Genomic DNA, 12,663 nt, shown 5'->3' with positions numbered 1-12,663 from the left:
GATACAACCTCCTAATATACATACATAATATCATAAAAAGTTACAAAATGGTATCAATTTTGATAATTGTTGATATTAAAACGAATTAATAAAATTTCTTAACAATTTAACACGATTTAAACAAAAAAATCCCCTGAGTATAATTTACTCAGAGGAAAAATTCTTAGTCTAATTCAGCAATTGCTTCTATTTCGATTATTGCTCCTTTTGGAAGAGCTGCAACTTGAACTGCACTTCTTGCTGGTTTGTGTTCTCCAAAAAATTCTGCATAAACTTCGTTCATATCAGAAAATTGTGATAAATCCTGCATGAACACGCCAACTCTTGCTATGTTTTCAACTTTGCCGCCTTCAGTTTCGATAATATGTAAAATATTATCTAATGATGCTTTTGTTGCCTTTTTTATATCAGTTTGTAATTCTCCATCTACGATTGGAAGTTGTCCTGATACATAAATTGTTTTGTTAGCAGATGTTGCTTGTGAATATGGTCCAATTGCAGCAGGTGCTTTTTCTGAATGTAAAAATTTCATACTTTCCTCCTAATTCCACAATCTTTCTATGTCGTAGAAAGAACGTGCTTCTTCTGTAAATACATGTACTATAATATCATTAAGATCTAGTAATATCCAGTTACCTTCGCTGTAACCTTCTTTTCCTAAAATCTCAAAACTATTTTCATCGCACACCTTTTCAACTTCATCAATTATTGATTGTGCATGGTTGGGTGCGTTAGCAGTTGCAATAACAAAATAATCTGCAACAGCTGAATCTAATTTTAAAGTTACAATATCTTTCCCAATCTTATCGTCTATTGCTTTTTGAACTAACTCTAATTCAGTCATCTATACTCCCTTCAATAAATTGTTTCTAACTTTTACGCTAGTGATAGATATTTCTCTTCCACCTTCTATAAGATATTTTATCGTATCATCTAGTGATTTGACAATTGCTTTATTCAAATTTATTTTGGACAATTCTCTGATTTCATCTACACCGTGGTAATTTCTCATATCTTCAGTCTTATCTGCCAAGTAAATTACCTTTTCAAAATCAGTCATATTTATTCTTCCAGTAGTGTGAAACTCTATCGCATCCAAAATTTCTTCATCGTTCACACCGTATTCCTTGTTTGCGACAATTCTCCCCAAATAGCAGTGCAATAACTTAGGATTTTCCATATCCGGATTATTCGCCCTTAGCTTTCTAAGATTTTCAAATTCTTCGTTGTATTTATCCAAATACATTTCTTCGTTGTTTTTTGCACAGTCGTGAAGAAGTGCTGCTAATTCTATTTTTTTAACGTCTAGCTCGTGAAGTTTTGCCAATTCAATAGCCTTATCCCTCACTCTCAAAACGTGTTCATATCTGGTTTTTTTGAGCATTTTACTCAAATTGTTTTCTATTTCTTTAACTTTCATATAACTTGTTTCTCACAATGTATTCATAAACTTTTTCTGGTATGAAGTACCTAAAATCCTGATTCGATTTTGCCTTTTCTCTGATTTTTGTAGAAGAAATATCTATAAAACTTGTGGGAATTTTCTCCACAAAATATCCCTTTGATTTTAAATCGGAAATTTTTTCATCTAGCTTGGAATTTTCTTCTTGTCTTCTAATGCAAGCCAAAATCTTAGTGTTTTTCAAAAAATCTTCTGCATTCTCCCAAGTTTCCACACTTATCAGTGAATCCTCACCCATTATGAAATAAAAATCATGTTCGTAGTTTTCTCTGAAATATTTCATAGTTTCCCATGAATACGTCACACCGCTTTTTTCTATTTCATAATCACATACTTTAAACTTGTCGTTGTCTTGTGTGGAAAGTTTTACCATTTCATATCTTGTTAGTTTGTCTGTTACCTTTTTGTCTTGCTTGAAATTTGGATTTCCTGTAGGAACAAACCACACTTCATCCAGTTTTTTGTAATTAATAGCTTCCATAGCCAATATCAAATGTCCAATATGAATGGGATCAAAAGTCCCACCCATTATTCCGACTTTAATCATCTAAATCTATTACCTTATTTTCAGATTCTCTGTAAATTGTTAGAATGTTGCCCATATATCTAACAAACTCACAGTCAAGTTTTGCCAATATTTCATCGATCAACATATCTCTATCATCCAAATTATTGTTAAGGATTTTTATCTTCATAACTTCTCTTTTGTTCAAAGTATCATCGATTTGTTTCAAAGTATTTTCTGAAATTCCACCTTTACCGATGTTTACCAATGGTTTATAACCGTGAGAAATCTTCTTTAATTTTGCTCTTTGTTTTGGTGTTATCATATTATCTCCTATTCGTAAAAATCAAATTCTACATCGCCGATAATTACATTGTCTCCATCTTGAATTCCCAAATCTTTTAGTTGTTGAATAACTCCTTTATCTTCCAAAACTTTTTGTAAGTGATTTACTGATTCGTACACCTCAAAGTTTGTTCTGTAAATTAAGTTTTCAATCAACGGACCTTCCACGATGTAGTTTTCGTTTTCTCTTCTAACTTTGAAATCAGGTTCTTTTTCTTCTTCAAAGTAAACGTATTGCTCATCCAATGTAGAATAATCATCTTCAATACTATCCAAAGTATCTGCAATCAAATACATAAGTTTATCGACATTTTCTGTAGTCGCTGCGCTTATTTCTACGATTTCATCAACTTTGTCTGAGTATTTTTCTCTAAATTCTTTTATATTATCTTCTGCTCCCAAATCAGTTTTATTTAAAACCACGAGCATATTCTTGTCGTTCAATTTGATATTATACGAAGATAATTCGCTATTGATAAGTTCAAAATCTTCGATTGGATTTCTTCCTTCACTTCCAGAAATATCCAAAACATGAACCAAAATTTTCGTTCTTTCTATGTGTTTTAGAAAATCATGTCCAAGACCCAATCCTTCACTTGCTCCTTCGATTAATCCAGGAATATCTGCAAGCACGAAACTTTTTTCTCCAACTTTGCACACTCCAAGGTTTGGTTCAAGTGTTGTAAAGTGATAATTTGCAATCTTAGGTCTTGCATTTGACATTATCGACAAAAGTGTAGATTTTCCTACATTAGGAAGACCAATTAATCCAACATCTGCTAAAAGCTTCAACTCTAATTTAATAGTTTTTTCTTCACCTTTTGTTCCAGGCTCTGCAAATCTTGGAGCTTGTCTTATAGATGATTTGAAATGAACATTTCCTTTTCCTCCTTTTCCGCCTTTGCAAACTACAAATTCTTCCTTATCGTGCTTTACATCATAGATAACCGTATCTGTATCGTAATCTTTAACCAAAGTTCCAACTGGAACTTTAAGTATTAAATCTTCACCTTTTTTACCAAATTGTTTTTTGTTTCTGCCGTCGCCGCCACTTTCTGCTTTATAAATGGATCGATAACTATAATCCATCAAAGTTTTGATGTCTTTGTCGCCGACAATTATAATACTACCGCCATCTCCGCCGTCGCCGCCTGCAGGGCCTCCTGATGGTTCGTATTTTTCTCTTCTAAATGCAACAGAACCGTCTCCACCTTTTCCAGCCTTAAGTTCTATTTTCGCTACATCTATAAACATTTTTCACCTCTTTATTAATGCTCACTATACTTGTAAGTTTACATTATTTTCCACTAAAAAAGCAACACCCGATGATTATAAAAAGGAAATCCGGTTTATAATCATACCAAAGGTGTTGCTAAAAAATTAAGCTTCTTTTGGATATACAGAAACTTGCTTTCTGTTTTTACCAATTCTTTCGAACTTAACTACTCCGTCAATTTTAGTGAAAAGTGTATCGTCTCCACCCTTTCCAACGTTGTTGCCTGGATGTATTTTTGTTCCTCTTTGTCTAACTAAGATGTTACCAGCTAGAACGAATTGGCCGTCACCTTTTTTAGTTCCTAATCTTTTGGATTCGGAATCACGACCGTTCTTAGTAGAACTTACTCCCTTTTTACTAGAGAATAATTGTAAATCTAATTTTATCATCATTACACCTCCCGATAGTTAATTTTCAAGTGTTTTATATTTTCGTTTCGTATTGATTCCAGCGCGAATACTAATGATTTCATCAATATATCCACCTGAATCATTTCAGTCTCATTTAGTAAGTCGTAGTTAATTTCAAAGAAAGCATCTCCGCTTTCAAAATGAAATTGAACCTTATCACAGTCAAGCTTAAGTATTTCAGTGAATGTGTTCACAGTATTTATCAGATACACACTGATAGCACTGCATACAACATCATTTCCATAGGATCCATGATCAGCATGACCAGATGAATTGACTTTTACAATTTTTTTGTCTTTTCTAAAAATATCGACAGTTACCATTAAGCATCAATTTTTTCGATTTTAACTAATGTATATGGTTGTCTGTGACCTTTTTTCTTTCTGTAGTTTTTCTTAGCTTTGAATTTGTAGATAACAACTTTTTTGTCTTTCTTTTGATCCAAAACTTCTGCTGAAACCTTAGCTCCTTCTACTACAGGGCTTCCAACTTTAACATCGTCTCCTGCTACCATTAATACTTGATCAAATTCGATTTTATCTCCTGATTGAGCTTCGATTTTTTCAACTTTAATGACATCTCCTTCAGAAACTTTGTATTGTTTTCCACCAGTTTTAATAATTGCGAACATTTAGTGCACCTCCTCATTTTTAAGACTCGCCAAATCAAGGTACTTTTGAAGTTTGAAAACCCGATTCGAGCGGTTACACACCAAATAATTGTACAGTAATTTTACTTAATTGTCAAGTTTTACTGTGAATTCTAATAGATTTAAATTGCTAAATCCGTGAAATTTTATATTCGGCTCCAAAAATTCATTTGCAATAAAATCTGATAACTTTTCGTTGTCCTTTTCTCTGACGCAATCCACAATAACCATCCCCACCATCTTCTTTAAATAAATCATTTGGTGGATTTTCTTCAATGCTTTTGTGTTTAATTCATGAAAATAATCCTCATTCATAACCATTTGAGCTGAATTCACATCTACAACCCACATCGCCTCAGTTTTTTGAATGACAATCTCTGCGTTATTTTCCAGTTTTATTGTATCTGAATTTTTATCTATTATATCACGACTTATCAAATTATCATAGATATAATCGTAATTTTCATCAAATTTTACATTTAATATTTCCTTGTATTGCCTATAAACTATTTTATCATTGGTTATCAAATAATCCACATTTTCTTTTTGGATAATTTTATCCACTGGATTATTTCTGTATAAAAGTTTCGGAATAGGAAGAAAATTCTTTTCTTTGTCGATGTATTTTAATTTGTTAATGATAAAATTCATTTCTTTGTCTTGAAATGTTTCTTCTTGTTTGAAAAAATTTTCCTTTACGATTCCTGTGAATTCGTATTTTTGTTTGAAATCATCGATATCTTTGAATTTTTGTTTTCCTTCAAAAATCAATTTATCGCTTTGTATATATTCCAAATTTTCGGTTTCAATCGTAATTTTCGTTGTAAACTTGGGATATTTGTCATCTATCGACTCTTTTGTCATTTGAACGAGTATTTCATCTGATGGCTTTAAATTATTTGTAAATTTTGTGTTATTGAGAAACCCTGTTTTTTTCTTGTCGTATTCTATGAAGAACGCATCAAGCTTTTTGTCGTATTTTGTGATTTTGGCAACATAAATGTTCCCAAGTTCACTATTATAATCTCCCAATAATTTCAGCTCATCGTCGTAGTATCCCCATGTGTTTTTATCTATAAATAGGTATTTCATCTGTTAAATATCCTATCTAGTAGTCCTATTTTCGCTTCTTTGTTTTGTTTGTAATTGTCGATTATCTCTTTTAATTTTTCATCTACATCTTCAGAATAAGAGTTGATTTTCTTCTCATATTCTTTCGTAAATTCTAACTTCCCGATGAATTTGTATTCTTGTTTTCTTTTTGTTGAGGAATCTGTAATTTGATATAGTTTTGTAGCAAGGGATTTTCTCCCATCTCCCCACATTATTTCTTCATCAAAATCAATCTTGATATCTTCAGTAAATACCACAATATCAAATTCATCTACTTGATTTAACAAATCTTCGTAATCTGTCTTAGTAGGAGAATACTTGTCTGGTTTTATTGTTGCTGGGATGATGTATTTATCATCTTTGATTTTGACCATTGCTTTTTTGTAATCTACTATTTTATTTAACACATCTAATGTGTCATACACACAGTAGTCTTCAACTCCTAGTGCATATTCAATGTCTCTCGATTGTTCTGAATTTATTATTAATATTTTTCCGTCTAATAAATTACAAAGGCTTTGTACCAACAAAGCCTTTTTTTGTAATTGTGAATTAACGAGTACTGTTTTCATACATATCATTCTCACTCTCAGTATTTTCTTGTTCTTTATCTTTTTCGTGTTTTAATTTCAACGCTTCTGCCATGATATCTCTAGTCATAGGTCCGTTGTTCGTGCTCGTTCCACCTTGCATAATAACTGTAACCACTGCAACTTTAGGATTTTCAACTGGAGCAAATCCTATCATCCACGCATGGTTGTCATAAGTTTCTCCAGTAACTGGATTCACACCTACTTGTGCCGTTCCCGTTTTTACACCTGCAGAAACAGGGAAATTTTTGAAGGTGTTCTTTTCGTATCCTTCAGTCGTAGACAAATGAAGTCCTTTTCTGATATATTCCAAATTTTCGTAGTTTTTCAATTTAATTCTTTCACTTTTCTTTTCGTTTTTAAAAAGCGATGTCGAATTATCATTCGATTTTACTTCGTTCACAAGTGATAATTTGTTCAAATATCCATTGTTTGCAAAAGCCGATATGTATCTTGCCATTTGCAATGGAGTATATGCGTTTTGTCCTTGACCAATAACTACGTTTAGCATATCTCCGATGTTCCACTTAGACTGACTTAAATAATCGAATTTTATCTTATCAGCAAATGAATTTCTCTCTCCATCTAATTTCTTTTCTGCATCAAATCCCAAACAGTCTAATGTCTTTATGATGTTGTTTCTAGTTTGAAGTTCTTTGTCATCGGCAAGCAACATTATTTGGTCGATTTTAGATTTCATTTCTTTAGCTGTGAACACTTCTCCTTCTTTGACGTATTTGTCTGCATTTTTTTCCAAAAATCTTCTGAATACAGTCTTGAAGTTATTTTCTTTTATCAATGGATCTGGAACTGTTCCAGCATTTTCAGTTGGAATGTTGATATCAATTCCAGTTTTACTTCCAAGTCCTAGCTTTCTTGCAGTACTTACCAAATCATCAATGCTCAATTGGTATCCCAAATCTATTCCTCGTCTTTGATCTTTACCTAACGCTAATGAATAATAATAGTAGTTACAGCTGTCTCTAAGAGCTTTCATTACATTTTCATTTCCGTGAGTTCCTTTGTGTTCATTCCATATCCAGCAACCGAAAATCGAACCACCTACATCGACATATCCACCGCATTTTATTTCGTGATAAGGATCAAATCCTCCCTCTAATGCTGTAAGTGAAGTGTTCAGTTTGAAAATCGAACCAGGTTGCATCGCTGCTTGCATAGGAATATTGTACAAAGGTCTTGGAGAGATTGGGTCTTTTGGATTTTCTGCTTGTAAACTTTCCCAATCAGTTTGTGAAATCCCCGTTGAAAATAAATTTGGATTGTAGGATGGGAATGATGCCATCGCAAGAATTTCTCCAGTCTCAACATCTACTGCCACCGCTGCTCCACTTTTTGCATTTTTATATCCTGCCAAAGCTTTGTCGCCCCATTCAGATTCATAATTTCCACCTGTGCTTACAGCTTTGATTGATTTTTTCAAAGATTCTTCAGCTTTTCGTTGAACATTGGTATCAATACTCAAATAAACATTGTCTCCAGGAATTGCTTTTTTCTCAGACAAAGTTTCGGTTCTGTTTCCTTTGCTGTCGACCATAACTCTCAACGAACCATCTTGTCCTTTTAAAGCGTCCTCTTTGCTTTCTTCAATTCCAGTTTTTCCTATCAAAGCATCCTTGCTGTAGCCTTTTTGTTTGACGTATTTTTCGATTTCTTTTTCAGTAGAAATCTTACCGATATATCCTAAAACATGGCTTAATTCTTCGCCATTTGGATAATATCTAACAGGCCTTGTAGCCACTTCGATACCTTGGTTTTTCCCAAATCTTTCTTCAATACTACTTACAGATTCTTCCGTCAAATTGTAGCTAAGAGCAATTGGCTCATAACCTTTTTGTCCTTTGTTTTTTAATTGATTGTAAATACTTACAATGTTATACGCATCGTATTTCGAAAACTTTTCACATTTGTTTTTCTTCAAAATTTCTTCGTAAAGAAGTTTAACATCTGAATTTATTTCCTTATTATAACTTTTGAAAAAGTCTTCCATGTTTTTTTGATAAATGTACTTCCAATCATTAACACTGATTGAAGGATTGATGTTATTTTCTGTGTTTACTGTTTGAGCTATAAGTTTAATTTCATCATCTGTTATGAACTTAAACGATAAATTATTAGAATTCAACAAATCTGCGACGTGTTTGTATGGGTCTGTCGATTTTTTGCTTTCTGTTTTAAACTTAGCTGTGACTTTTGGGTTTTGTTTGTCTTTTTCATTCAAACTGAACTCAACATTTGAATTAATACCATTTTTCTTCAATAAATTGAGTGCTTTTTCCAACACAACTGTCGTTTTACCATCTTCTACATCAACTTTTTTCAAAAGCTCAATCATCGTGTTATCTTTTACGATATTGACAAAATCATCTGCAGCTTCTGTTTTAAAATCAATTTTACTGGATAGCTTCATCATTTCAACTTTTTTCTCTAAAAGTTTTTGGTTATCTTTAAGTTCCATATCTTTTAGAACGATATTGCCTTGAAGATTATTATTTTCCAGTTCTTTGTAAACCATCGACCTTATTACACTGTCATTCAAAAGTTTTCTAATAATCGATTTGTCTTTTTGAATTATTGTAGAAATCGCAGCATTGACATCTGTAGTTTCTTTTAATCCGTGTTTTTTTAATAATTTTACGGTTTCCTTGTCATTTACATCAAACTTCGTTTTATCCTTGCGGTCCAGTTTCAGTGCTAAACCTTTTGAACGAAGTGCATTCAAACAATAATCGAAGACTGTTTTCTTGTAAATTCCTTGGTTGGTTTCTTGTGTATAAGTCTTGTCGATTAAACCTTGCATGATGTTTTTTTCCATAACAATGGTTGCTACCTTATCCACAGGAGATTTGTCTTCTTTCAAATAATCGTCTGTATTTCTATAAGTAAAATCATTAAGTGCTATTGGAAATTCTTCCGTATTCATCGACCCATCTTTTTCCAAAATTCTAGACAAATTCAACAAACAATCATTGCTGTCGTCTATTTTCATCTGTTTGATTTGGTCTTTGTACAAATTCGCTACGTACACATTTTTTGTTGTAGCTAATAATTCTCCATTTCTATCGTAAATATTTCCCCTTGGAGCAGGGATTTTGATTTCTCTAAGTCGGTTGTTTTTTGCGATATCTCTGTAATAATTACCCCTAATCAATGTCAAATGCATTAATTTCAAAGTTAGTATAGTCATCATCACAGCCAATATCACAATAATTATCGTATATCTGTCGTATTTTTCGAGTTTTTTCAAAAATTTATTGTCAAATTTCTTCATTGTGTACCTCAAATAAACTTAAATTTTGGAAATTTAAATATCTTTTTGAACAATTTGAACAAAACATAAGACAATAGAACATTTAAAATCATTTCAATTAAAATCGGTCCTTTTAAATAAGCTTTATTGAATCCATTTCCTGTAATGTAGAGTACGAAATAATGAACAAGAGTGTAATACAAAGTCGCAAAAAATGTTAGTATCATACCACTTCTTGGGTCTTCTTTGTTAATCCCAGCTTCGCTATTTCCAATCAAAAATCCCGATGTAAAATAAATCAATGCTCTCACTCCAATAACTGGGCTGAATATCGCATCTTCAATTAGCCCAATTATCATGCCGTTTAATGAGCCTGTGTATGCGCCAAATCCAATGGATAGCAACACAACTATCGGTATGGAAATATTCGTGTACACGTTGAACACAGAAATTCTGGAAAGAAGTGTAGCTTGGATTACGATGTCCAACAAAACTATCAAAAATATTTTTAATTTGTTCATCTAATTCACTCCTTGTCCATCAACTATAAGAACGCGGTACATATTGTTGAAGTTGATTTGGGATTTACATTTGACAATTTTAGTGAAATTATCCTTTGTTTTAATAACTTCTGTCACTTCTCCGATTTTGATGTCTCTTGGATACACTCCTCCAAGTCCTGATGTTGTCAAAACATCTCCAACTTTTACATCGGCATTAGAATCGTACATATATCCTTTGAGAATATCTTTTTCTTTTTCGTTCAAAATCCCAACGTCTTCGCTTTTTGCAAGCCTAAATCCAACATTGTTTCCGCTGTTCATAATAGTGTCCACTTTGCTGTGGTTAAGTCCAACTTCTGTTACAACTCCAACCAAACCTTTTTCGATTCCATCATTTGAGGACACAGCCTCAATCACGATGTCACCTTTTTTTATTTTGTCCATGGAACCTTTATCTATACTAAATCTTGTAAAAATATTTCCCGGATCTTTTCCTGTTATGAAAGCTTTTGTTTTTATTGTTCTATCTTTACTCAAAAGTTCGTATTCTTCTTGCAAATATCTCTTGTCACTTATAACTTTGTTCAAATTATCTACGTTTTTTCGTAGTTTTGCATTTTCTACAATTAATCTTTGATTATCTTCACGCATTTTTTTTGTTCCAAAAATATAGTGAACCGACTCTTTGAATTTGGAACCTATTACATAAAACACTTTGTTTACGGGAGTAATCACTGTTCCTATCGCGTTTTCTCCGATAGACATGTAGCTTTTATTGTGGTTCGATATTGTAATCGTTAATATGAGAGACAATGTCACTACGAAGAAAAAAACTTGTTTTCTAAGCTTTTTATTATATCCAAACTTAGCCAATTATTTGTCTCCCTTCTTTAAGAATTTGCCAATTCCAATTCCCGTGCAATCTAACGCGGATTCCACTTTCAATACCTTGATTCCCAAAACATTTGTAATATATTCGTGAATGTAGTCGATAAGGCTTACTCCACCAACAATGTAGATTCCTTCAGCGATAATGTCGTTTGCAATATCTGGCGGAGTTTTCTCCAAAACTTTTCTCAAAGCTTCGATGCACATGTCTGCTATCGGCACAATTGCAGGCGTAATATCCTTCGCCCTAATCTCAACAGATTTTGGCATCGTCGATATCACATCAGTTCCCCCGACAATCATCGTGTTATTTTCCCTGTCAGAATTCAATGTCGCAATCTTAAACTTAATCGCTTCTGCCGTCGAAATTCCAATATTAACTCCAAATTTCTTCTTCAAAATTTGTTTTATTTCTTGGTCAATATCTTCTCCACCGCTTTTGATGCAGTAACTTGTCACAATTCCACCTAAACTAATCACGGAAGCTTCAATTGTTCCCGCACCAATATTTAAAATAATGTGTCCCGTTGGCTCTTCCACATCAACACCCAATCCTTTTAGAGATGCGATGTTTTCTTCAACCAATTTTACACTTCTCGCTCCAGCATTTAACGCCAAATCTTCCACGCTTCTTCTTTCAACATCTGTCAAAGATGCAGACACCGATACACAAACTTCCGGTTGGAAAACCGAAAAATTTGGTCTCGCTTTTTTAATAAAATACGAAAGCATGCTAACAGTGGATTCAAAATCAGCTATAACTCCGTTTTCAATCGGACTGATTGCTACGATATTGTCTGGAGTTTTGCCAATCATACTTTTCGCTTCAGTTCCCACAGCGACAATATCATAATTATTTATATCTATAGCAACAACGCTAGGTTCATTGATTATTATTTTCCCATTTTCATCGGAAATAATGGAATTAGAAGTTCCCAAATCAATTCCCAAACCTTCTTCTTGAAATTTAAATAATTTCATTTAAAAATACATTCCTTTCCTCATACTCAAACTATCGTTTGAACTAACGATAATATGATCTAACACTTGTATTCCTACCAAATCTCCCACCTTGTCCAACCTTTTTGTCACTTCAATATCCGCATTTGATGGAATAAGGGAACCTGAAGGATGATTATGTACCAAAATAATCGAATTCGCTCCCTTTTTAATGGCAGATTTGAAAACTTCTCTTGGATGAACAATAGATTGATTGATAGTACCTTTGCTGATAAGTTCTTTGGAAATTATTCTGTTTTTCGTATCGAGAAGAAGTGCGTAGAAGTTTTCCACATCGCAGCTTCCAATCTCGTTACAAAAAATTTCTGCAACGCTATCAGGATCGTTCAGACTGAAACTATCCATGGCTTTTCTCAATGCAAGTCTTCTTCCTATCTCGATTCCAGCCAAGATTGATGTAGCCTTTGCCATCCCAATTCCCTTTATTTTCATCAATTCTTCAACGCACAAATCCTTGTAATCATTTTCGTTAATGTAATCAATAACTCTTTTGGAGAGAATTTCCACTCCTTCTTCTTTGATTCCAGTCTTCAAGATGATTTGCATTAATTCTTCGTCGCTCATCGAAGAAATACCGTTGATTTTCATTTTTTCTCTGGGTCTTAGGGACTCATTCATTTCCTTAACTCTCATT

At 33.1% G+C, this 12,663-nt stretch carries 16 protein-coding genes and 1 other annotated feature; all 16 genes read right to left on the bottom strand.

The features are described 5' to 3' along the window. Positions 1-163 precede the first annotated feature (163 nt). Positions 164-532 (bottom strand): RidA family protein, encoded by a 369-nt coding sequence (locus ACLUJM_RS05135; RefSeq protein WP_294684790.1) that lies wholly within the window; start codon positions 530-532, stop codon positions 164-166. 9 nt (positions 533-541) lie between these two features. Continuing rightward, positions 542-844 carry a ribosome silencing factor gene (gene rsfS, locus ACLUJM_RS05130; RefSeq protein WP_412412363.1) on the bottom strand — a complete coding sequence of 101 codons (303 nt, stop codon included), beginning with the start codon at positions 842-844 and terminating at the stop codon, positions 542-544. Further along, positions 845-1,420, bottom strand: coding sequence for a bis(5'-nucleosyl)-tetraphosphatase (symmetrical) YqeK (gene yqeK, locus ACLUJM_RS05125; protein ID WP_294684791.1), 576 nt, complete (start codon positions 1,418-1,420; stop codon positions 845-847). Beyond that, a complete protein-coding gene (gene nadD, locus ACLUJM_RS05120) occupies positions 1,410-2,009 on the bottom strand; it encodes a nicotinate-nucleotide adenylyltransferase (RefSeq protein ID WP_412412362.1) in 600 nt (199 codons plus the stop codon). Before nadD ends, yqeK begins: the two co-directional genes overlap by 11 nt. Further along, entirely contained in the window at positions 2,002-2,292 is a 291-nt protein-coding gene (locus ACLUJM_RS05115) for a YhbY family RNA-binding protein (protein WP_294684793.1), read from the bottom strand. Before ACLUJM_RS05115 ends, nadD begins: the two co-directional genes overlap by 8 nt. Positions 2,293-2,300: 8 nt before the next feature. Continuing rightward, complete coding sequence (obgE, locus tag ACLUJM_RS05110; protein WP_412412361.1) at positions 2,301-3,566, bottom strand: GTPase ObgE; 1,266 nt, start codon at positions 3,564-3,566, stop codon at positions 2,301-2,303. 126 nt (positions 3,567-3,692) lie between these two features. After that, positions 3,693-3,977 (bottom strand): 50S ribosomal protein L27, encoded by a 285-nt coding sequence (gene rpmA / locus ACLUJM_RS05105; RefSeq protein ID WP_412412376.1) that lies wholly within the window; start codon positions 3,975-3,977, stop codon positions 3,693-3,695. Positions 3,978-3,979: 2 nt separating this feature from the next. Further along, positions 3,980-4,321, bottom strand: a complete 342-nt coding sequence (locus tag ACLUJM_RS05100) for a ribosomal-processing cysteine protease Prp (RefSeq protein WP_316513026.1) — start codon at positions 4,319-4,321, stop codon at positions 3,980-3,982. Further along, entirely contained in the window at positions 4,321-4,629 is a 309-nt protein-coding gene (gene rplU, locus ACLUJM_RS05095) for a 50S ribosomal protein L21 (RefSeq protein WP_316513028.1), read from the bottom strand. The genes ACLUJM_RS05100 and rplU overlap by 1 nt, the downstream gene beginning before the upstream one ends. 12 nt (positions 4,630-4,641) lie before the next feature. Next, positions 4,642-4,714, bottom strand: a sequence feature (ribosomal protein L21 leader region). A gap of 20 nt (positions 4,715-4,734) precedes the next feature. Continuing rightward, positions 4,735-5,739, bottom strand: coding sequence for a ribonuclease E/G (locus ACLUJM_RS05090; protein WP_412412360.1), 1,005 nt, complete (start codon positions 5,737-5,739; stop codon positions 4,735-4,737). After that, positions 5,736-6,332, bottom strand: coding sequence for a cell division inhibitor (locus tag ACLUJM_RS05085; protein ID WP_412412359.1), 597 nt, complete (start codon positions 6,330-6,332; stop codon positions 5,736-5,738). Before ACLUJM_RS05085 ends, ACLUJM_RS05090 begins: the two co-directional genes overlap by 4 nt. After that, positions 6,313-9,639, bottom strand: a complete 3,327-nt coding sequence (locus ACLUJM_RS05080; RefSeq protein ID WP_412412358.1) for a penicillin-binding transpeptidase domain-containing protein — start codon at positions 9,637-9,639, stop codon at positions 6,313-6,315. Before ACLUJM_RS05080 ends, ACLUJM_RS05085 begins: the two co-directional genes overlap by 20 nt. Before the next feature lie 8 nt (positions 9,640-9,647). Then, positions 9,648-10,139 (bottom strand): rod shape-determining protein MreD, encoded by a 492-nt coding sequence (gene mreD, locus ACLUJM_RS05075; RefSeq protein ID WP_412412357.1) that lies wholly within the window; start codon positions 10,137-10,139, stop codon positions 9,648-9,650. After that, a complete protein-coding gene (gene mreC, locus ACLUJM_RS05070) occupies positions 10,140-10,994 on the bottom strand; it encodes a rod shape-determining protein MreC (protein ID WP_412412356.1) in 855 nt (284 codons plus the stop codon). Further along, a complete protein-coding gene (locus tag ACLUJM_RS05065) occupies positions 10,995-11,990 on the bottom strand; it encodes a rod shape-determining protein (RefSeq protein ID WP_412412355.1) in 996 nt (331 codons plus the stop codon). After that, entirely contained in the window at positions 11,991-12,662 is a 672-nt protein-coding gene (gene radC, locus ACLUJM_RS05060) for a RadC family protein (RefSeq protein ID WP_002838846.1), read from the bottom strand. Between the last annotated feature and the right edge of the window lies 1 nt (position 12,663).

The sequence above is a fragment of the Finegoldia sp. genome, from assembly GCF_046991905.1.
GTDB lineage: Bacteria > Bacillota > Clostridia > Tissierellales > Peptoniphilaceae > Finegoldia.
The sequence above is the reverse complement of the archived record's forward strand: the minus strand, read 5'-3'. Positions and strand labels throughout refer to the sequence as shown.